The 19100-nt window shown below is 66.7% G+C and carries 20 protein-coding genes, 1 tRNA gene, 1 other RNA gene and 1 riboswitch; of the genes, 11 read left to right on the forward strand and 11 right to left on the reverse strand.

Annotation, left to right across the window (positions count from 1 at the left end):
* Nucleotides 1-7: 7 nt before the first annotated feature.
* From B1790_RS01405 to B1790_RS01415, 3 genes are all read right to left on the reverse strand, one after another.
* Nucleotides 8-736 carry a DUF5134 domain-containing protein gene (locus B1790_RS01405; RefSeq protein WP_079921353.1) on the reverse strand — a complete coding sequence of 243 codons (729 nt, stop codon included), beginning with the start codon at nucleotides 734-736 and terminating at the stop codon, nucleotides 8-10.
* The gene (locus B1790_RS01410) at nucleotides 721-1143 is read right to left on the reverse strand and encodes a BlaI/MecI/CopY family transcriptional regulator (protein ID WP_079921354.1); all 423 of its coding nucleotides are present in this window, start codon (nucleotides 1141-1143) and stop codon (nucleotides 721-723) included. The genes B1790_RS01405 and B1790_RS01410 overlap by 16 nt, the downstream gene beginning before the upstream one ends.
* A 217-nt stretch (nucleotides 1144-1360) precedes the next feature.
* Nucleotides 1361-2479 carry a HoxN/HupN/NixA family nickel/cobalt transporter gene (locus tag B1790_RS01415; RefSeq protein ID WP_079921355.1) on the reverse strand — a complete coding sequence of 373 codons (1119 nt, stop codon included), beginning with the start codon at nucleotides 2477-2479 and terminating at the stop codon, nucleotides 1361-1363.
* 56 nt (nucleotides 2480-2535) lie between these two features.
* Nucleotides 2536-2615: riboswitch (cobalamin riboswitch) on the reverse strand.
* Between the two features lie 115 nt (nucleotides 2616-2730).
* Here B1790_RS01415 and B1790_RS01420 point away from each other — a divergent pair.
* The 3 genes from B1790_RS01420 (at nucleotide 2731) to B1790_RS01430 (ending at nucleotide 5600) form a co-directional block, all read left to right on the forward strand.
* Nucleotides 2731-3303: a DUF5134 domain-containing protein gene (locus B1790_RS01420; protein ID WP_158083730.1), complete on the forward strand. Its 573-nt coding sequence runs from the start codon at nucleotides 2731-2733 to the stop codon at nucleotides 3301-3303.
* A gap of 39 nt (nucleotides 3304-3342) precedes the next feature.
* The gene (locus B1790_RS01425; protein WP_079921357.1) at nucleotides 3343-4035 is read left to right on the forward strand and encodes a YcnI family protein; all 693 of its coding nucleotides are present in this window, start codon (nucleotides 3343-3345) and stop codon (nucleotides 4033-4035) included.
* A gap of 89 nt (nucleotides 4036-4124) precedes the next feature.
* A complete protein-coding gene (locus B1790_RS01430) occupies nucleotides 4125-5600 on the forward strand; it encodes a copper resistance CopC/CopD family protein (RefSeq protein ID WP_142270960.1) in 1476 nt (491 codons plus the stop codon).
* A 166-nt stretch (nucleotides 5601-5766) separates the two neighbouring features.
* Here the strand turns inward: B1790_RS01430 and B1790_RS01435 are convergent, their stop codons facing one another.
* From B1790_RS01435 to B1790_RS01455, 5 genes are all read right to left on the reverse strand, one after another.
* Nucleotides 5767-6045 carry a hypothetical protein gene (locus B1790_RS01435; RefSeq protein WP_079921358.1) on the reverse strand — a complete coding sequence of 93 codons (279 nt, stop codon included), beginning with the start codon at nucleotides 6043-6045 and terminating at the stop codon, nucleotides 5767-5769.
* Nucleotides 6046-6442: 397 nt separating this feature from the next.
* Nucleotides 6443-6727, reverse strand: coding sequence for a hypothetical protein (locus B1790_RS01440; RefSeq protein ID WP_079921359.1), 285 nt, complete (start codon nucleotides 6725-6727; stop codon nucleotides 6443-6445).
* Nucleotides 6728-6748: 21 nt separating this feature from the next.
* Nucleotides 6749-7771: a S1C family serine protease gene (locus B1790_RS01445; protein ID WP_079921360.1), complete on the reverse strand. Its 1023-nt coding sequence runs from the start codon at nucleotides 7769-7771 to the stop codon at nucleotides 6749-6751.
* A 106-nt stretch (nucleotides 7772-7877) separates the two neighbouring features.
* Nucleotides 7878-8741, reverse strand: coding sequence for a hypothetical protein (locus B1790_RS01450; RefSeq protein ID WP_079921361.1), 864 nt, complete (start codon nucleotides 8739-8741; stop codon nucleotides 7878-7880).
* Between the two features lie 81 nt (nucleotides 8742-8822).
* Nucleotides 8823-8908, reverse strand: a tRNA-Ser gene (locus tag B1790_RS01455).
* Nucleotides 8909-8988: 80 nt separating this feature from the next.
* Between B1790_RS01455 and ffs the strand changes: the two genes are divergently transcribed.
* The 4 genes from ffs to B1790_RS01475 all read left to right on the forward strand — a co-directional run bounded on the left by ffs (nucleotide 8989) and on the right by B1790_RS01475 (nucleotide 13495).
* Nucleotides 8989-9085: signal recognition particle sRNA small type (ffs, locus tag B1790_RS01460), an RNA gene on the forward strand.
* A gap of 26 nt (nucleotides 9086-9111) precedes the next feature.
* Entirely contained in the window at nucleotides 9112-10389 is a 1278-nt protein-coding gene (locus B1790_RS01465) for an aminotransferase class I/II-fold pyridoxal phosphate-dependent enzyme (RefSeq protein WP_079921362.1), read from the forward strand.
* A gap of 37 nt (nucleotides 10390-10426) precedes the next feature.
* Nucleotides 10427-12355 (forward strand): DNA polymerase III subunits gamma/tau, encoded by a 1929-nt coding sequence (locus tag B1790_RS01470; protein ID WP_079921363.1) that lies wholly within the window; start codon nucleotides 10427-10429, stop codon nucleotides 12353-12355.
* A gap of 54 nt (nucleotides 12356-12409) precedes the next feature.
* A complete protein-coding gene (locus B1790_RS01475; protein ID WP_079921364.1) occupies nucleotides 12410-13495 on the forward strand; it encodes a GGDEF domain-containing protein in 1086 nt (361 codons plus the stop codon).
* Nucleotides 13496-13497: 2 nt separating this feature from the next.
* Here B1790_RS01475 and B1790_RS01480 read toward each other — a convergent pair whose 3' ends face one another.
* Both B1790_RS01480 and B1790_RS01485 read right to left on the reverse strand, forming a co-directional pair.
* Nucleotides 13498-14808, reverse strand: coding sequence for a class I SAM-dependent methyltransferase (locus B1790_RS01480; protein ID WP_079921365.1), 1311 nt, complete (start codon nucleotides 14806-14808; stop codon nucleotides 13498-13500).
* A 59-nt stretch (nucleotides 14809-14867) separates the two neighbouring features.
* Nucleotides 14868-16247 (reverse strand): FAD-binding oxidoreductase, encoded by a 1380-nt coding sequence (locus B1790_RS01485; protein WP_079921366.1) that lies wholly within the window; start codon nucleotides 16245-16247, stop codon nucleotides 14868-14870.
* Nucleotides 16248-16336: 89 nt separating this feature from the next.
* Between B1790_RS01485 and B1790_RS01490 the strand changes: the two genes are divergently transcribed.
* Complete coding sequence (locus B1790_RS01490; RefSeq protein ID WP_079921367.1) at nucleotides 16337-16777, forward strand: SRPBCC family protein; 441 nt, start codon at nucleotides 16337-16339, stop codon at nucleotides 16775-16777.
* Here B1790_RS01490 and B1790_RS01495 read toward each other — a convergent pair whose 3' ends face one another.
* Nucleotides 16778-17539: an Rv3717 family N-acetylmuramoyl-L-alanine amidase gene (locus tag B1790_RS01495; protein ID WP_369832266.1), complete on the reverse strand. Its 762-nt coding sequence runs from the start codon at nucleotides 17537-17539 to the stop codon at nucleotides 16778-16780. It lies immediately after the preceding gene.
* A 99-nt stretch (nucleotides 17540-17638) separates the two neighbouring features.
* Here B1790_RS01495 and B1790_RS01500 point away from each other — a divergent pair, with 99 nt between their 5' ends.
* Genes B1790_RS01500 through B1790_RS01510 form a run of 3 tightly spaced genes read left to right on the forward strand, consistent with a single transcriptional unit; the run spans nucleotide 17639 to nucleotide 18993 of the window.
* Nucleotides 17639-17971: a YbaB/EbfC family nucleoid-associated protein gene (locus B1790_RS01500; RefSeq protein ID WP_079921369.1), complete on the forward strand. Its 333-nt coding sequence runs from the start codon at nucleotides 17639-17641 to the stop codon at nucleotides 17969-17971.
* A 1-nt stretch (nucleotide 17972) separates the two neighbouring features.
* On the forward strand, nucleotides 17973-18584 hold the full coding sequence (gene recR / locus B1790_RS01505; protein ID WP_056552522.1) for a recombination mediator RecR: 612 nt from the start codon (nucleotides 17973-17975) through the stop codon (nucleotides 18582-18584).
* A gap of 10 nt (nucleotides 18585-18594) precedes the next feature.
* Complete coding sequence (locus B1790_RS01510) at nucleotides 18595-18993, forward strand: hypothetical protein (RefSeq protein WP_079921370.1); 399 nt, start codon at nucleotides 18595-18597, stop codon at nucleotides 18991-18993.
* Nucleotides 18994-19100 lie beyond the last annotated feature (107 nt).

Here is a 19100-nt window from a genome sequence, read left to right on the forward strand (position 1 = left end):
CCGCGCGCTAGTGCATCGGCGGCATGGCGATCGCAAGGAGCTCCATGCCGTAGAACATGTAACCCATCGACAGCGCCATGATCGCCATCAACGTGCGGTTTTTCCAATCAGACACGACGAGGTGACCGCCGGTGTGACATTCCCGATCATGGCGCACCTCTGCGTTTGTCGACTGTGATGTCGCTGAACCTGCGGTCGCGGGTTGTCGCATCGTCACTCGTTGTACGGCAATCCCTTTGGGCACCAGCTCGTAAGGGAGCCAATGGCGGTTCTCCCGGTGGCGAACGTCATCCGGCAGGACGTTCCCAGCCCAGCCGAACGTCTCGATGGCGAACCACGACACGAGAACGAAGACCAGGATCGCGTTCCAGTCCGTCATCGGGTACCACATGTAGGCCATCGCCGCCTGCTGCGCCAGCAACAGAATCCAGAGCAGGTTCACGCTCTGTCCGCGGACGAACTTGGTGAGCAGATAGCCGACGATCGCGATCGACGTGGCCATGAAGAACCACATCTGCCACGCGGACGGCAGCCAGTTCCAGTGGTACGACATCGACAGGAACATGTAGATCATCGACAGCGCCATCGCGGTGTGTCCGGCGTGGAACCACCTGTTCGCGTGCCCGAAGATCAGGCATGGTAGGTGATGAAGGACGCCGAGGGCGAGGCCGACGGAGAACACGATGCTCACCCAGCCGGGAAAGTAATCCGGGCCGGAGGTCAGGACGTCGGGCATGGAACGGCTCCTTGGTTGAACGTCTCGAGGCGGTGACCGTCGACCTCGGCAAGCGCGCGCCGCAGCGCGGCGGTCTCGTCCAGTCCGACCTGTCCGACGAAGTGCACGAGCGCGGCCTGCCGGTCAACCCGGTCGGCGACCTGGTTCAAGGCGTCGACCATCAAACGGGCCACCAGTTCGTCACGCCCGTGGACCGGGGCGTACCGAAAGGCTCGGTCGTCTCGGATTTCCCGCACCAGATTCTTGCCGGCAAGCCGGTGCAAGACGGTCATGATGGTGGTGTAGGCCATTTCACGGCGGGAACAGAGGGCCTCCCGGACCTCGCGTACCGTCTGCGGTCCGCCGGTATCCCAGAGGTGGTCCATCACCGCCCGTTCGAGGTCGCCCAGACGTCTCAGCTTCGCCATGTCCCCGTTTCCGTTTCCGTAGCCACTGCAGGGGCGTTTGGTACTAAGTCGTGAGAAGACGAGGGTTGGTTCCCCGCTGGTCGTTTTGGGGCTCATCGAACACGGGTGAAAAGAGCAACAGGTGGCGTCGCTCCTCGGGTCACGGGTGTCCGGACAGGAGTGATCCGACACCCGTGCCGGGGCCGACACGATCGAGTGGCCCGGCGCCAACGAATGGTCAATCGGTCGGCGACTGCACCTGCCAACGCTTCTCGACGCCGGCGGCCTTCCAGTAGGTCACTGCGCACAGCCAAGTGAGAACGAACAGCCCGACGATGGCAAACCCGGCGTTGTTGAGGTCGATCGCGCTGACCCAGTTGGTGAACGGATCCTCCAGATCGAGGTCGTCGTGCAACACCGAGACCAGTTCGATCGTTCCGATGAGTAATGCGACCGCAACGGACAGCCCGGTGATCGACAGGTTGTAGTAGATCTTGCGGACCGGGTTGGCGAAGGCCCAGTCGTAGGCAACCGTCATGAAGAGCCCGTCTGCGGTGTCCATCAGGCTCATCCCGGCGGCAAACAGCACGGGAAGTACCAGTACGGCGTACCACGGCAGTCCGGCAGCTGCGCCGGTGCCGGCCAGCGCCAGTAGTGCGACCTCGGTCGCAGTGTCAAAGCCCAGACCGAACAGGACGCCGACCGGGTACATCTGGGCGGGCCTCTTGATCCGCGTCATGACCGGACGCAGGATGCGGGCGAGGAATCCGCGGCTGTCGAGAGCCTCCTCGAGTTCCTGCTCGCTGAACCGGCCCTCGCGCAGGCCGGTGAACACCCGCCAAATCCCAATCAGGGCAACGAGGTTGATGATGCCGATCAGCCACAGGAAGCCGCCGGATGCCACGGTGCCGGCCAGGCCCAGGGCATGTTTGGTCGGCGAATCGTCGTCGAGCAGAGAGCTGACGGCACGGGTGCCGGCAACCACGAGGACTGCCATCAGCAGCACCATCGTCGAATGTCCCATGGCGAACCAGAATCCGACCGATTTCGGCTTGCTGCCGTCGGCCATCAGCTTGCGGGTGGTGTTGTCGATGGCGGCGATGTGGTCGGCGTCGAAGGCGTGGCGAAGCCCGAAGGTGTAGGCGGTGACACCTAGTCCGATACCGAAGACCTGCGTGCCGACCTGGTAGTGGTGCGGTGCCACGAACAGGATCAGGGCACCGAACCCGACGACGTGCAAAGCCGCGACGACGGCCGCCAACGCGCCGACTTCGAGCCAGTCTCTTCGGGTCCAGGCGGCGGCCAGGCGGCGGAGTGCCGTTGCGTGAGGAGGTGTGGCGGGGGGTGAATCGGGCATGGTCGGGCCCGTCCTTCCGGGGTGAGCGCGCCCCATCGTGGGTCCGTGAGCGACGGGTCTGGCTTCCCCGCGAACCGACTCTCGAGTCGACCGCGGGTCACAGTGGCGCGACCGCACCGGGATTGCACCGGTTTCCGCACCGCTCACGCTGAACGAATGGACCATACCCGGGGCGTCATCGAAAAGTCCCTGCTCACAGTGCATTCCCAGGGAACCATTCGATCGCCGATCGCGACTTCTTGAGTATGGAGATGGCCTCGGCGGCGCTGCGGTGGGCGCTCACGGGTGTGTTCGTCGCGTGTGCGGGTCTCTACCTCGCCCGGGTGCTCGCGGCTGGCGGGCGACTGGCTCAGGTGGCCTGGTCGCTGCACGTGTTGATGGCGGTCGCGATGTTGGCGATGGCTTGGCCCTGGGGTGTGTACGTCTCCCCCCTGGCCTACGTTCTGCTCTTCACCGCAGGTGCCCTCTACTTCGCCTACCTTGCGCTGTTCGCCGCCGACATCGGTCACACCGTCTATCACGGCGTGATGATGGCCTCGATGGTAGTGATGGCGTTGGTGATGTCCTCGACGTCACTGCCGGCGGCCCCGGCGGTCGGCGCTATGCGCGCGATGCCCGGGATGGACATGGCCGGTGGGAGTGGTCCCGGTGCCCCACCGTCCACCCCGATCTGGGTGATCGTCACCTGTGGCGTCGCCGTGGCCTTCTTCCTCGGCGCTGCCCTGCGGTCGTTCTTCGTCGTGATCCGGGGTCCGCAACGTCCGCTCGCCGACCTGCTGATGGCAGCGGGGATGGGGGTGTCGTTCGCGGCTCTCATCATCTGAATTCAGCGAATTTACCTGTACGACAAGAGGAATCGAATCATGAAGCGAATGATACGCACCACCACCGTGGCGGCGATGGCTACCGCAGCGGCAATCGGATTCGCCGCGCCCGCCCTGGCCCACGTGGAGGTCTCCGGAACCGACGCCACCCAGGGGGGCTATGGAGTCGCGACGTTCCGGGTGCCGTCGGAGTCGGACACTGCATCTACGACGGAGATCCGGGTGACCCTGCCCGACGACACTCCGATCCTGTCGGCGTCGGTTCAGCCAAAGGCCGGTTGGACGGCGACGGTGACCAAGAAGAAGTTGGCCACCCCGCAGAAAGACGATGACGGCAACACCGTTACCGATTACGTTTCGGTGGTGGACTGGAAGGCCGACACTCCGCAGGCTGCGATTCCGCCCAATCAGTTCGACGAGTTCAACCTGTCTGTCGGTCCACTGCCCAAGGCGGCATCGGTGTCGTTTCCCGCCGAACAGTTCTACAGCGACGGAAGCACGGTGAACTGGAACGAGAAGGCCGCCGAGGGGCAGCCGGAGCCGGAGCATCCCGCGCCCGCCCTGACGCTCGTGCCGGGTTCGGGCGAGACGGCTACCCCCGTGGCTGCGGAGCCCGCGTCCGCCGCACCCGCGAGTGCACCCGCGTGGCCGGGAATCGCCGGGCTGATCGTCGCCGTCCTCGCCGTGCTGCTCGGCGTGGCGAACTTCGCGTTGCTCCGCCGCAAGAATTGAGACCGGTTGCGGCGTTGCTGACAGCCGTGGTCTTGGCGTTTGCCATCCTCGGTCTGGCGGCAGCGCCCGCAAACGCCCACGCCGTTCTCGTGGCCAGCTCGCCAACGGACGGGGCACGCGTGGCGTCTGCTCCGGCAACGGTAACGCTGACCTTCGACGAGTCCGTGAGGTTGGTTCCGGCAGCGGCACAGGTCATTTCGACGACGGGTGAGAGAGCTGACGAGGGAACGGCTCATCTCTCCGCCGACGCGACGACCATCGTGATTCCGCTACGCCCGGAACTTCCCCGCGGGGGCTATGCGGCGACCTGGCGCGTCATTTCGGCGGACGGCCACATCGTCTCTGGATCGGTGAGTTTCGGTGTCGGTCAGGATGCCGGCGCTATGCCACCTGCACCTCCCAACCGTTCGGGCCAGCTGACCCTTGCGTCCGACCTCGCCCGCGGGGTTCTTTACGTCGGGTTGGTGCTGGCGGTAGGGGTGTCGCTGGTGTGTCGAGTCTTGTGGCCATGGGCGCTCGCACTGGCCCGGATGAGAATGCTGATCGCCGGTGGGTGGGCCTCGATCGCGGTCGCCACCATCGCGCACTTCCTGCTTCAAGGACCCCAGAGCCTAAACGCCAGCTGGTCGGCGGTCCTCACAGGAGACGCGCTGTCCGACACCCTCTTCAGCAGGACCGGGGCAATCCTCGTCCTGCGGGCCATGCTAATCGCGGCACTTGGCGTCGCCCTGCGCCTTCAGCGCCGTGGTTCCACGAGCGTTCTCGCCGTGTGCTCGGTGGGGGTGGCCCTGACCGTGGCGGTCGAGGGTCATGCCGGAGTTGGGGACCAGGCTTGGTTGGCGACCGTGATCACGGCCTTGCACTTGCTGGCTATGACCCTGTGGTTGGGGGGTCTCGTCACGCTCTGTTTGGCCGTGTTGCCAGCGCGACGCGTGGACAATCTGCACCGCTGGTCCCTGATCGCCTTCGGATGTGTTTCGGTGTTGATCCTCAGCGGTGAATACCAGGCATGGCGCCAGGTTCGACCTGTCGAGGCGATGTGGTCCACCGGATATGGCATCACCCTGTCGGTGAAACTGGCGATCGTGGCCCTGATGTTGGCACTCGCCCGTCTAGGGCAACGGCGCTTGGACCCGAGGACGTTGCGCCGTACGGTGCCCGCGGAGATAGCGCTCGGGCTGGCCGTCGTCGCGGTGACCACCGCGCTGGTGTCCCAGCCCCCGGCGCGTGCCACCTATGGCCCTCCGGTGACACTGAGTGCACCACTGGACCGCCGATCGGCGCAGGTCCGCCTCGACACCACCCGGCGCGGTCCCACCACGATTTCGGTGAAGGTTCTCGACGCCGCGGGCCATCCGATTCGGGCCACGTCGGTGAGCGGCACACTCTCGTCGGAGGACGCGAGAATCGCAGCGCTCAACGTCAAGTTCGAACGGTCCGCCGACGACGAATGGCACAGCTCCAACGCCGTGGTGCCCCTTCCGGGTTCGTGGACATTGAAGTTGGTCGTGGAGTTCAGCACCTCCGACGCCATCGCCACCGCGGCGCACTTCCGCGTCTGGTAGCGGCATACCGCGAAGACGAAGAGCGGCAATTACCACCGAATCGTTGTCGCCGAGCGCCGCTTGGCTGAGGGGACGACCACGGACTCTGGCAAATCTGCACGGGCACAAGCGAACTCATCGTTCGCTGGCGGCATGAGGATACCCTTGACTTCAAACAGGAGCCGCGCTAAGGAGCGCTCCCATCGACGGTATGCGACGGGTGATGTCTCGCGACTGTGGATGCAATGGCCTGCAGGATTTCCGGTGTGCTCTTACCCGTGCTCACCTCCATGCCCATCAGGAGCAGCCCAGCCAAGTTGACGAGTCCCGTGATCAAGCCGGGGTGCCCGCCTGGGGCCGACGAGTAGGCGGCGATTCGCTCGTGGACGAAATCGCTGTCGCTGTCGTGATCGACCCACGCGGTCATCACGTCAATCGCCCATCGGGTTTTCTCGTCGTCAGCCATCACAGGACCCCAAATTGTCGAACGTACGAACTCGGCCAGATGCATCCGCACGATGTTCCGGCCTATGCGTGGATCGCGCCCGAATCCGCAGTTCCCCTTGATTTGCAACACATTTCAGTTGACGGCACCTCCGGCAACCCGGTACGAGCTTCACCTCAAGGCACGCCATGAATCCGAACGGTCGCGCATGGCATTGCTCCCGCCCTTGGGCTGGCGCTATGCGACGTAGTGCACCTCTCGTCCTAATTTAACACACGATATGAACATATGGACAGATGACAACGATCCGCCCCAGGCCGCGCATCACCACGAACCGCATTCGTATGCGGGGCTTACCGTCGCGTCGTCATACGGTGGCTTGGGCGGGGGATTGGACCTGGGGGACAGGCCGGAACGATCAGCCGGCGATCCATTGCTTGACGCCGCCGTTCTCCGCGCAGGTCGCCCCACGTTTCGGGCTCTGGGTGAACGTGTACGAGTCGTCCTTGCACAGGTACACCTTCACGCCAGGCGGCGGCGGGGCCGGGGTAGGTGGCGCCTCCCACCCGCATCGGTTGATCACCGGGGGATCGGTCACCGGGCAGCCAGGCTCCGGACTCGACGGGTCGGCGCTGGCCGACCACGGGCTCATTGCGGTCGCCGCCGCGGCAAGCGCGGACGCGAGGAGCAATCGAAGTGCCATGCGCGCCAATCTACTCAGTCCTCAGGACGCGAGGGTTGCCTTGCCGGTGAGCTGCTGGCCCGACCGGTCGATCCACACCAGGTCGACGACGTCGCCGGGATAGTGGCGGTCCAAGACGTTGGTCAACTCCGTCGCCGAACCGAGTTGCTCCCCGTCGATGCTGAGCAGGACGTCACCGTCGTGCAGACCCGCCTGCTGGGCCGGACCGCCGCGAAGCACCTCGAAGATGATGACGCCCGGCAGGTCGTTCGGCTGATTGCGGGAATTCACCCCGACCCCGAGCAGTGTCGGAGGCCCGATGTGGACCGTGCTCGACGGCGATCCCGAGCGAATCTGATTGGCCGTCGCGAGGGCGTCGTTGATAGGGATGGCGAAACCGGAGCCGCCGGGATCCATCCGGAAGTTGACCGTCGCCGCGGTGGTGACGCCCATGACCTGGCCTGCGGCGTTGACCATCGGGCCGCCGGAGTCGCCGGCACGCACCGGTGCAGCGAACTCGATCAACCCAGTGGCCTGACTCGAACTGCCAGTCAACTCGTCCTTGGCGTTGATGGTGCGTCCGAAGCCGACCACCTCGCCCGCCTCCTGAGTCAGCGGACTTCCCGAGCCCCTTGCGTTGCCGAGCGCGACGACGGGATCACCCACCGCGAGCTGCGACGAATCGCCAAGCACCGCGACCGGTAGGCCGCCCGCGCCGCGCAGCTGCAGCACGGCGATGTCCCTGTTGCGGTCGTAACCGACCAGGTCGGCGAGGTAGGGCCGGCCGGAGACCGTCGCGGTGATGCTGTCCGCGCCCTGCACGACGTGGAAGTTGGTCAAGAGGGTTCCGCCGGGGTCCAACACGATGCCCGTACCAGCGCCGATGGCGTGCTGGTAGTTGATGGTCGTGTCGATGCGCGCCACGGCCGGCTCCACCTGGGCGGCGACGCTCGACAGATCGATGGGCGCGGCTGACACCACCGCAGGTGCGACGACCGTCGACGTCGCGGCGGCCGTGGCCACGACGGCGACGATGAATCGCCATCTGGTGTGGAACCTGCGCATGGGGCACCTTCCGCCGTGTCTAGCTCGAGTTCATACCCACGATTCTGACGTTGACACCGTGGGCTGTCGACGCAACGGCCCCGTGAGGTCAGTCGTCGAGTGCCACTCAGAGGCGCGAGCGCCCGAACAGCCGCGAAGTCGACTTGCCGCTCGGGCGTCGGTTGCGCAACTTGCTATCGGACTCATCGGCGGTGGACTCGTCGGCGTTACCGGTGTCTTCAGCGGTTTCAGCAGGCACGGCGGTCTCGGAGGGCGCGGCAGGCTCAGCAGCCACGGCAGCCACGGCAGGCTCAGCGGTCTCACTGGCCTCGGGAGTCTCGGAGACCTCGGTGGTCTCAGCCGTCTCGGCGACCGTGACGGGTTCCGGGACGTCCTCTACCTCGGTGTCGCTCACGGGCTCGTCGACGACCCCGGCTTCGGTGGTCTCGACGTCGTCCGATTCGTCGACTTCACCCGTTTCGTCGACTTCGTCGACGGTGTCGATGTCGGCACCCCGACCGCGACGGCGAGTTTGGGCCTTCGGGCGCAGCGGCTTCGGCGGGGGTGGGGGCAGTTCGGCGGCGTAGGCCAAGTAGAAGCTCAGCGCGCCGAGAACCGCGATCGCCGCCGCGGCCCCGTAGATGCCGAACAACGTTGGACCAGCGGCGTCCAGGCTGACCCAGATCTCACTGACGGCGGCGCCGATGATCAGCGCACCGGCGAGAACGTGCAGGACGATCGACCAAAACCTCAGCGTGAGCGCCAGCTGCGGCGTCCCGAACTCAGGTCGCCGGGACTTCAGGAACGTCAGCACGACGGGAAGGGCCGCCAGACCGATCAACGCACCACACACGACGCGGATCGGCAGCCCGAGACCGGACGACCATGCGCCGGTCAGCTCGAACCAGCGGGGCAAGACGAAGAAGAAGTACAGAGCTCCGGCGATGACGAAGAAAGATGCGTGCCACAGGACCGCGATCCAGCGCCGCATACTCCTCCTCGAGTCGGTGGGCCGTGCAAAAGGGTCAAGGTATGGCCAGGCTCAAGAAGCCTGGCCATACCCGGACCAGCGCGGAGGATAGGGGATTTGAACCCCTGAGGGCTATTAACCCAACCCGCGTTCCAGGCGAGCGCCATAGGCCACTAGGCGAATCCTCCGCGGGCCATGTTAGCCGACCGAACCGCCCACTCTTCACGAGCGGCATGCGTCACCGCCGACGCCGGGGTATTACACTCGCTGTCGGACCCCGCGCGGCGTCCATCCTGTGAACTCCCCCAGGGCCGGAAGGCAGCAAGGGTCAATGGGCTCTGGCGGGTGCGCGGGGTCCCCTTTCAATTCACGGCCCAGCGGAAGGCCTGCCTTGTCGTTTCTGTCCCTCGGTCGTGACGAACTGGATGCGCAGCACGAGCTGCAGCGCCGCAACTACGCCGAGCTGCAGGCCAAGAAGCTCAGCCTGGATCTCACCAGGGGCAAGCCGTCTCCTGAGCAGCTCGACCTGGCCAACGACCTGTTGACGCTGCCTGGCGCCGATTTTCGCGACGGTGAGGGCACCGACACCCGCAACTACGGGGGTCTGCACGGGTTGCCGGAGCTGCGGGCCATCTTCGGGGAACTGCTCGGCATCCCGGTGCAGAACCTGATTGCGGGCAACAACGCGAGCCTCGAGATCATGCACGACCTGGTGGTGTTCTCACTGCTGCACGGCGCCGTCGACTCGCCGCGACCGTGGAGTCAAGAACCCGTGGTCAAGTTCCTCTGCCCGTCGCCCGGCTACGACCGCCACTTCGCCATCACCGAGACCTTCGGCATCGAGATGATCCCGGTGCCGATGCTCGAGGAAGGTCCCGACGTCGACCTGATCGAGGAGCTCGTCGCCGGCGACCCCGCCATCAAGGGCATGTGGTGCGTCCCGGTGTTCTCCAACCCGACTGGCGTCACCTACTCCTGGGAGAACGTGCGCCGACTGGTTCAAATGCGGACCGCCGCAACCGATTTCCGCTTGTTCTGGGACAACGCCTATGTCGTGCACACGCTGACCCACGACTTCGTCAAGCAGGTCGACGTCCTCGGGCTGGCCGCCAAGGCGGGCAACCCGAACCGCCCCTACGTCTTCGCCTCGACCTCGAAGATCACGTTCGCCGGAGCCGGCGTCAGCTTCTTCGGCGGCTCGCTCGGCAACATCGCCTGGTACCTGCAGCACGCCGGCAAGAAGTCGATCGGACCAGACAAGGTCAACCAGCTGCGTCACCTTCGCTTCTTCGGCGACGCCGACGGGGTACGGCTGCAGATGCAGAAGCATCAGCAGCTGCTGGCGCCCAAGTTCGCACTCGTCGGCCAGATCCTCGAGGACCGTCTCGGCGAGTCCAAGATCGCCTCGTGGACCGACCCGAAGGGCGGCTACTTCGTCAGCCTCGACGTGTGGCCCGGCACGGCGCGGCGGACGATCGCTCTCGCCAAGGATGCCGGCATCGCGGTGACCGAGGCGGGAGCCGCCTTCCCCTACCGAAAAGACCCGGAAGACAAGAACGTTCGCATCGCTCCGTCCTTCCCGTCGGTACCCGATCTCAACGAGGCGGTCGACGGTTTGGCGACCTGCGCGCTGCTTGCCGCAACCGAGTCCCTGCTCGCCGGTGACTAGGGCGCCGCGCGTCGGAGAGTCTGAGTAACCTGCTTCCGTGGCTCTCTACCGCAAGTACCGACCAGCGTCCTTCGCCGAGGTGGTCGGTCAAGAGCACGTCACCGAGCCGCTGTCGACGGCACTGACCTCAGGGCGCATCAACCACGCCTACCTCTTCTCCGGTCCGCGTGGCTGCGGCAAGACGTCGTCGGCCCGCATCATGGCCAGATCGCTGAACTGCGAACAGGGGCCAACCCCGACGCCGTGCGGTATCTGTGACTCCTGCGTCGCGCTGGCGCCCAACGGGCCCGGCAGCGTCGACGTCGTCGAACTCGACGCGGCGAGCCACGGTGGCGTCGACGACACCCGCGAACTGCGGGACCGCGCGTTCTACGCCCCGGCCCAGTCGCGCTACCGCATCTTCATCATCGACGAGGCGCACATGGTCACCACGGCGGGCTTCAACGCCCTGCTGAAGATCGTGGAGGAGCCGCCGGACCACCTGATCTTCGTGTTCGCGACCACCGAACCCGAGAAGGTGCTGCCGACGATCCGCTCGCGCACCCACCACTACCCGTTCCGGCTGCTGGCGCCCAAGACGATGCGCGGCCTGCTGGAGCGCATCTGCGCCCAGGAGAACGTCGGCGTCGACGACGCGGTCTACCCGCTGGTGATTCGCGCTGGCGGCGGCTCGCCACGCGACACCCTTTCGGTGCTTGATCAGCTGCTGGCCGGCTCCGACGGCAAGCAGGTGGCCTACTCGCGAGCGCTGGCCCTGCTGGGCGCCACCGACCTGGCGCTCATCGACGCCTCGGTCGACGCGCTTGCCGCCGGAGACGCAGCGGCGCTGTTCGGTGCCGTCGAGGCGCTCATCGACGCGGGCCACGACCCTCGTCGGTTCGCCGTCGACCTGCTCGAGCGGTTCCGGGACCTCATCGTCCTCCAGGCCGTTCCCGACGCCGCGGCGCGCGGTGTCGTCGACGCACCGGACGACGTCGTCGAGCGGATGCGGGAACAGGCCGCGACGCTGGGCTCCGCGACCCTGACCCGCTACGCCGAAGTGGTCCATGCGGGGCTGGGCGAGATGCGCGGGGCGACTGCACCGCGGCTGCTGCTCGAGGTCGTCTGCGCGCGTCTGCTGCTGCCGTCGGCCAGCGACACGGAAGCTGCTCTGCTGCAACGCATCGAGCGACTCGAAACCAGGATGAACGTCTCCATCCCGGCCGGGGAGGCGGCCCATTCGGCCGCCGTTGTCGCCGAGGCGGAGGCGGCGGCACCTGCCAAACAATTCGTGCGCAGGAGCAACGCCGCCCCCGAGGCGTCGGCACCGCCGCCGCAGGAGGAGCGACCCGCGCCCCCTTCCGTGACACAGCCGCCGGTGGCCCAGCCGCCGGTCGCCCAGCCGCCCGTCACACCGCAGCCGGCACGGCCCGAGCCCGCGGCGCCACCACCACCGGTGGCACCCACGCCACCACCGGTGGCCCAGCCGCTCGTTGCACCGCCGCCACCCGCTCCGTCGGCCGCCGCTCCCGCGGCTCCGGGCCAGCCGGATGCCGCCACCGTCCGCACCATGTGGTCGACCGTTCGGGACAAGGTGCGCGAACGCCGGCGCCCGACCGACGTCATGCTCGACGGCGCCGTCGTGCTCGCGGTCGAGGGCGACACCCTCGTCCTCAGCCACGTGTCGGCGCCGCTCGCGGCCCGACTCAACGAGGTGCGCAACGTCGAGATCATCAGGGACGCGTTGAAGGACGCGCTCGGTGTGGACTGGAACATCCGCTGCGAAGCGGGCTCGCCGACCGCGCCGGCGCCCGTCGCCCGCCCTCGTCAGGTGGAGGAGACCCCACCCCCGGTCGAGGAGGACGACGAGGAAAGCATGCTCGCCCAAGCCGTCCACGAAGAGCCAGGGCCACGTCGCGACCCGGAAGAGGTCGCACTGGAGCTACTGCAGAGCGAACTGGGCGCCCGGCGGATCGAGGGAGCTTAAGCTGGCGGCGTCTCCGGCTGCCAGCCTGCCGACTGGGACGCCTTGGGAGGCATCGTGGGACGCGACGATTACGCGTTCGCCATCGGTGCCCTGCGGTGGAGCGGACATTCGGGAGCTCTCAAGGTAGCGATCAGCGGACTGTGCCTGTCGATGGCGGTGCTCGGATTCGTAGTCGAGTTGCACCCTTTGAGCCCGGCGACGCCAGTCGCCATGCTGGTGCACCGGGCTGTCGTGGCGTCCTCGGTGGTCGTCGGCATTGCGTGGCTGCTGGCCCCGATGCCGGGCTATCGCATGGCAGTTGCGTTCGTGGTGTGGGCCGACGTGTCGATCGGCGTTGCGGCGACCGTTCTGTCGGCGCCCGAGGCTCGGTTGTGCGCGACCCTCCACATGGGCCTGATCGGGGTGTTCGCGGCGTTCCTGCTTGGCGCCGGGATTCTGATGGCGCATTGCGTGTTCAGCACAGTGTTGATCGTCGGCCTGACGGCCTGGGCGGTGGTGGTCGAGGGGTACGGCACCTTCGACCTGTTCATCTTCTACGCGCCTGCCCTGTCGACGGTCGTATTGCTGCCCCTGCTCATCCAGGCGGTCATCGAGGGCGGACGACGGGCGATCGCGCGCGTCACGAATTCGGCCGGACGCGATCCACTGACCGGGTTGCGAAACCGCAGGGCATTGCACGCCGAAGCGGACGTGTTGCTGCGGAGCGCCAGGCAGGGGGCGGTGGTGGTGGCCGCGGTGTGCGACATCGACGAATTCAAATCGTGCAACGACGAGTTCGGCCACGCGTTCGGTGACCAGACGCTGCTCGCCGCTGCGCGCCGATTGACGTCATCGGTACGACGAGGTCACGACATCGTCGCCAGGCTGGGCGGGGACGAGCTGGCGGTGATCGCACTTCTCGAAGACGCCACCGGGTTGCCCAACCTCGTCGACTGGCTCACCAGCCTCGCGACGTTTCGCCACGAGGGCGTGCCCGTGACCATGAGCATCGGGGTGGCCGCCCGGTGGAACACCCAAAGTCCGCTATTCCTCGACGATCTGCTGTCGCAGGCCGATCGAGAAATGTATCGGGTGAAGCGTGCAGGAGGGGGCGACTGCAGCGTTGACGTCCAGCTGGAGAACGGCGTCCCGCCGACCTAGCGTCAAGCCGTCCACCACGGACGCAAGGGCAGCCCGCCGTCGCCGCCCTTGTTGTCCAGCTTGACCGCCAGAACCTGGTGCAGCTGAACGACGTTCGTCTCGAAGCCGAGACGCGATCCGGCCATGTACAGGCCCCACACCTTGGCGGTCGGGAGCCCGACCTCGGCCACCGCCTCGTCCCAATGCTCGACCAGGTTTGCGCACCAGTCGCGCAGCGTCAGCGCGTAGTGGTGGCGCAAGTTCTCCTCGTGCAGCACCTCGAGGCCGACGTCTTGGACCTCGGTGATGATGCGGCCGGACCCGGTGAGTTCGCCGTCGGGGAAGACGTACCGGTCGATGAAGCCGCCTGCGCCCGCACCAGATCGGTTGTCGGGGCGGGTGATGCAGTGGTTCAGCAGCAGGGCGCCGGTGCGCATCTTCGACTTGAGGAATCGGAAGTACGACGCGTAGTTCTGCACGCCGATGTGCTCGGTCAGCCCGATCGAGGACACGGCGTCGAACCCGGACTCGCGCACGTCGCGGTAGTCACCGTGACGGACCTCGGCGAGGTCGGAGAGCCCCTCGTCGGCGATCGCCTTCTGCGCCCACGCCGCCTGCTCCTTGGACAGCGTCACGCCGACGGCCTTGACACCGTGGCGTGCTGCGTAGCGCACCATGCTGCCCCAGCCGCAGCCCACGTCCAGCAGTCGATCGCCGGGCTGAAGGCGGAGCTTCTCGAACACCAAGCGGTACTTGTTGTCCTGGGCTTCTTCCAGGGTCACGTCGGCGTCCGGGTAGGCCGCGCAGGTGTAGGTCATGGACGGCCCGAGGACCCACTCGTAGAACGTGTTCGACACGTCGTAGTGATGGTGGATTGCTTCGGCGTCGCGAGTCTTGCTGTGCCGCAATCCCTCTGCGACGCGACGCCAGCGGGGCAGCGCCTCCTGCGGCGGCGGGGCGATCGGTCGCAGATGCTCGAAGCCGATCGACCGGACGATGTTGGCCAGCACCCGGGCCGACGGCCGCTTGAAGTCCATGTTGTCGCCGAGGGCGCGCAGCAGCTCGTAGGGATCGCCGGGATGCACGCCGGTGGGCACCACGTCGCCCGAGACGTACGCACGGGCCAGCCCCAGCTCGCCGGGCGCGGTCGCCAGGTACGTGGTGCCGCGGGGGGTGCGCAGGTCGAGCCCCACCTGAGCGTCGGCGGGGCCCGCCGAGCTGCCGTCGTATGCGGTGAACTTCATCGCCAGGTCGTCACCGGCCGTGAGCACCTCGAGGATCTCGGCCAATGTCAGCTTGCCGGTCGTCACCGAATCGTCTTTGTAGGTCGTCATGCCGGTCCTTCACTGTTCGTGCAAGCGCTCAACGGTGTTCTCTGCTCATCGGTGAGCTCTCATCGCCTTTGCACGGCTTTCGAGTACAAGTCGAGCAGGCGCGAGTCTGGGTCGTAGGTCTTCTTCACCGTGGAATAGGTTTCCCCGCCGTAGAGCTCGTCGAACTCCTCCGGCGAGTAGTAGGCGTCGGAGTACAAGGATTTGTGGCCGTCGAGCTCGCTGACCTTCTCCTCGATCAGGCGGTTCGTCTGTCCCTCTACCGAGCCGGCGGGCACCGACGACCAAAAGCCTATGTTGACGTAGGTGTGATGCGCGGCAATTGGGTAGAGCGGCCAGCCCTCGTCGTCGCGCAACCTCAGCGGACACAGCCAGATGGGTTCGATCGGCACGTTGTCGAGGAACCACTCGACGAACTCGGCGGTGCGCCCGATTGGCACCTCGATGTCCTGCACGACGCGCTCCAGCGGGGGCCGGCCGTTGCGCTTCTCGATGCGGTCGGCGATGTCGAACCGCCGGTCGTAGCCGATGAGCTTCCAGTAGAAGCTGCTGCGCCGCAGCCGACGGGGCCAGAGGCGCCGGATCGTCGGGTTCTGGGCGCCGAACGCCCGCGAGCACCAGAACCAGTCGGTGTCCCACCGCCACAGGTAGTCGTGAATCGTCAGCCGGTCGCGCTTCTCGCCGTCGGCGTGCTGGATCGAGCGGTAGTAGACGTCTTGGCCGGTGTAGTCGCTGACCGGGCCGGGCGTCGCGGTCCGCACGCCGATGCAGAGATAGGACTCGTCGGCGCTGAACACCACGCCGTCGAGGTAGTCGACGGGCGAGTCGTCGTAGCGTTGCGCGTCGACGATCTGATCCATGGTGGCGACGAGCTCGGCCACCGAATGGAAGCGCACGTGCGTCAACGCGACGAACGGCTTGACCGGCTCGAGCTCGATCTTGAGGCGCACCGAATAGCCAAGCGTGCCATAGGAATTCGGGAAGGCGTGAAAGAGGTCCGGATTGAGGTCGCGGCTTGCCGTCACCACCTCGCCAGTGCCGGTGAGGATGTCCATCTCCAGCACCGACTCGTGCGGCAGGCCGTTGCGGAAGGATGCCGACTCGATGCCGAGCCCCGTCACGGCGCCCCCGAGGGTGATGGTCTTCAGCTGTGGCACCACAAGCGGCGACAAGCCATACGGCAGAGTGGCGGCGACGAGATCCTCGTAGGTGCACATTCCCGCGACGTCGGCGGTGCGCGCCTCTGGGTCGACGGAGATCACACCCGTCAGACCGGAGACGTCGAGACCCTTGACGGTCGACTTCTCGCGGGCCCGGAAGAGGTTCGAGGTGGGCTTCGCCAGGCGGACCGTCGCGCTGGGCGGGATCGCGCGGTAGCTCGCCAACAGTCTCTCCACGCCTACTGCGTGGGCCGACTGCGCTTCGTTCGCTGCAACAGTCACACACGTACGCTAGACCTCGGTCGCACCCGATGCGACAGGACCGACCCGGGATTACCCCCGTTCACCCTCAGATCTAGGAGTCTTCACCGATGGGACAGGTCAGCGCCTCCAGCACTGTCTTGATCAACGCCGAACCCGACGTCGTGCTCGCAGCCGTCGCCGACTACCAGACGGTTCGCCCGAAGATCCTCTCCTCGCACTACCGCGACTACCAGGTCCTGGAGGGCGGGCAGGGCGCAGGCACCGTCGCCACCTGGAAGCTTCAGGCCACCGAGAAGCGGGTCCGCGACGTCAAGGCCACCGTCGACGTGGCAGGTCACGCCGTCATCGAGAAGGACGCCAACTCCACGATGGTGACCAACTACACAGTCGCCCCGGCCGGACCGGGCGCGTCGGTGACGGTCAAGACGTCCTGGCAGGGCGCAGGCGGCGTCAAGGGCTTCTTCGAGAAGACGTTCGCTCCTCTGGGCCTGCGCAAGATCCAGGCCGAGGTGCTGGCCAACCTGAAGAATCAGGTCGAGTCGAAGTAGTTAGGCGACGGCCCGCGCAGGTCGCGTCGCGAGGAAGCCCGCGATGCCCCGCACCACGGCATCGGCGTACTTCTGCCGACCTTCGGGGCTCTCGATCAACGCCGAATCGGCCGGGTTCTTCATGTTCCCCAACTCGACGAGGATCGACGGGTACTGGGCCAGGTTGAGCCCGGTGAGGTCAGAGCGCGGGTAGAGCCCACCCTGGCCGATGTAGTTGGCGGGCAGCAGTCCGGACGCCTGAAGCTGGTCGCGCATCGTCTGCGCGAACTGAATCGACGGCCCCGCCTGCGCGGCGTTGAGCGGCGGCGACGAATAGTTGACGTGGAACCCGCGGCCCGTGGCAGGCCCGCCGTCGGCGTGGATCGACACGATCGCGTCCGGTTGTAGCGCGTTGGCCATGGCCGCCCGCTCGTCGACGCAGGCTGCCACCCCGGTGTCGTCGCCACGGGACATCGCGGTGCGCACCCCGAGCGCGGTCAACTGCTGCCGGATGCGCAGCACCGTCTCCCAGTTGAAGCTGTGCTCGGGATAGCCGTCGTCGGTCGCGGTCCCACTGGTCTGGCAGTCCTTGGTGCCGCCGCGTCCCGTCGGGACCTGTTTGGTCAGGGACGCGTCGTTGGCGCCGTTGTGACCTGGGTCGAGGAAGACGATGCGCCCGGCGATGTTGGTCGGGGCGGCGGCGGCGCTCGGCGCGACGAGCGAGGCGACGAGGAGGCCGACGGCGAGGGCTGCGCCGACACGCAGGCAGGCAGGGAAGTGCACGGAGCCCAACGTAGCTCGCAGGACGACTAGTCTTGAAGGACGAATCGCGACGTGCTGGGGACAGCAATCAGTTCGAGACCAATACGCAAGGGGACCGTCATGCAACCCGGCCAACCGCCCGACATGTCGGCGCTCCTCGCGCAGGCTCAGCAGGTTCAGCAGCAGCTGATGGAGGCGCAGGAAGCCCTCGCCGTCGCCGAGGTGCACGGGCAGGCTGGCGGCGGTCTGGTGCAGGTGACGATGAAGGGTAGCGGCGAGGTGACCGGCGTCGCGATCGACCCGAAGGTCGTCGACCCCGAAGACGTCGAGACGCTGCAGGACCTCGTCGTCGGCGCCATCAGGGACGCCGCCCAACAGGTGACGATGATGGCGCAGAGCAAGCTTGGCCCGCTCGCCGGTGGCCTCGGCGGCTTAGACATTCCGGGGCTCTGACTTGTTTGAAGGTCCCGTCCAGGATCTGATCGACGAACTGGGCAAGCTGCCGGGCATCGGGCCGAAGAGCGCACAGCGCATCGCCTTTCATCTGCTGTCGGTCGAGCCGCCGGACATCGACCGCTTGACCGCCGTGCTGGCCAAGGTGCGTGACGGCGTGCAGTTCTGCTCGGTGTGCGGCAACGTCTCCGACGCCGACCGCTGCCGCATCTGCTCGGATTCGCGGCGGGACGCGTCGCTGGTGTGCGTGGTAGAGGAACCCAAGGACGTTGCGGCCGTCGAGCGCACGCGCGAGTTCCGCGGCCGCTATCACGTGTTGGGTGGAGCGCTGGATCCGCTGTCGGGCGTCGGGCCGGAGCAGTTGCGAATCCGCGAGCTGCTCAACCGAATTGGTGAGCGAGTCGACGGCGTCGACGTCGCCGAGGTCATCATCGCGACCGATCCCAACACCGAGGGCGAGGCCACGGCCACCTACCTGGTGCGGATGCTCCGCGACATTCCCGGGCTGTCGGTCACCCGCATCGCGTCCGGGCTGCCGATGGGTGGCGATCTCGAATTCGCCGACGAGCTCACCCTGGGACGCGCTCTGACCGGCCGTCGGGCGATGGCCTAAGTTGTCGACCATGCGTGACGAAGAGTTCAAGGTCGAGGTAGAACTCGGCGACGAGGCGCACCACCTGTCCTTCTGGGATCGGCTGCGGTCCCTCGACGTGGACGACGTGGCCCGCCAACGGCTGGGCAGCCGGGTGACGGTGACCCGTGACGGCAACCGGATTCAGCTGTACACGCGCAGCCTGCAGGACGCCAAGGAAGCCGAGCGCACCACGCGTGAACTCGTCCTGGCCGACGACATCACAGCGGAATACACGGTGAGCCGGTGGGATGCCTCCGCGCAGCAGTGGGTCGACGTCGGTGACGGACACGCCGTCGACGACGACGCCCCGGACGCGCCGGTGCCCGACCCCAGCTACGTGATCCTCGAGGCCTACAAGCCGGAGTTCCTGCGCGACCTGGGCTTGTAGGCCCGCGGTCCCTTTTTCCCGCGAGATATAAACCGCGGCGACGACACGCCGGTTTGAGCCGCCATGGCTTATGTCTCGCTGGCCTGTCGGTGGGCGATGCCAGGGTT

The sequence above is a fragment of the Mycobacterium sp. AT1 genome (assembly GCF_002043095.1).
Taxonomy (GTDB): Bacteria; Actinomycetota; Actinomycetes; order Mycobacteriales; family Mycobacteriaceae; genus Mycobacterium.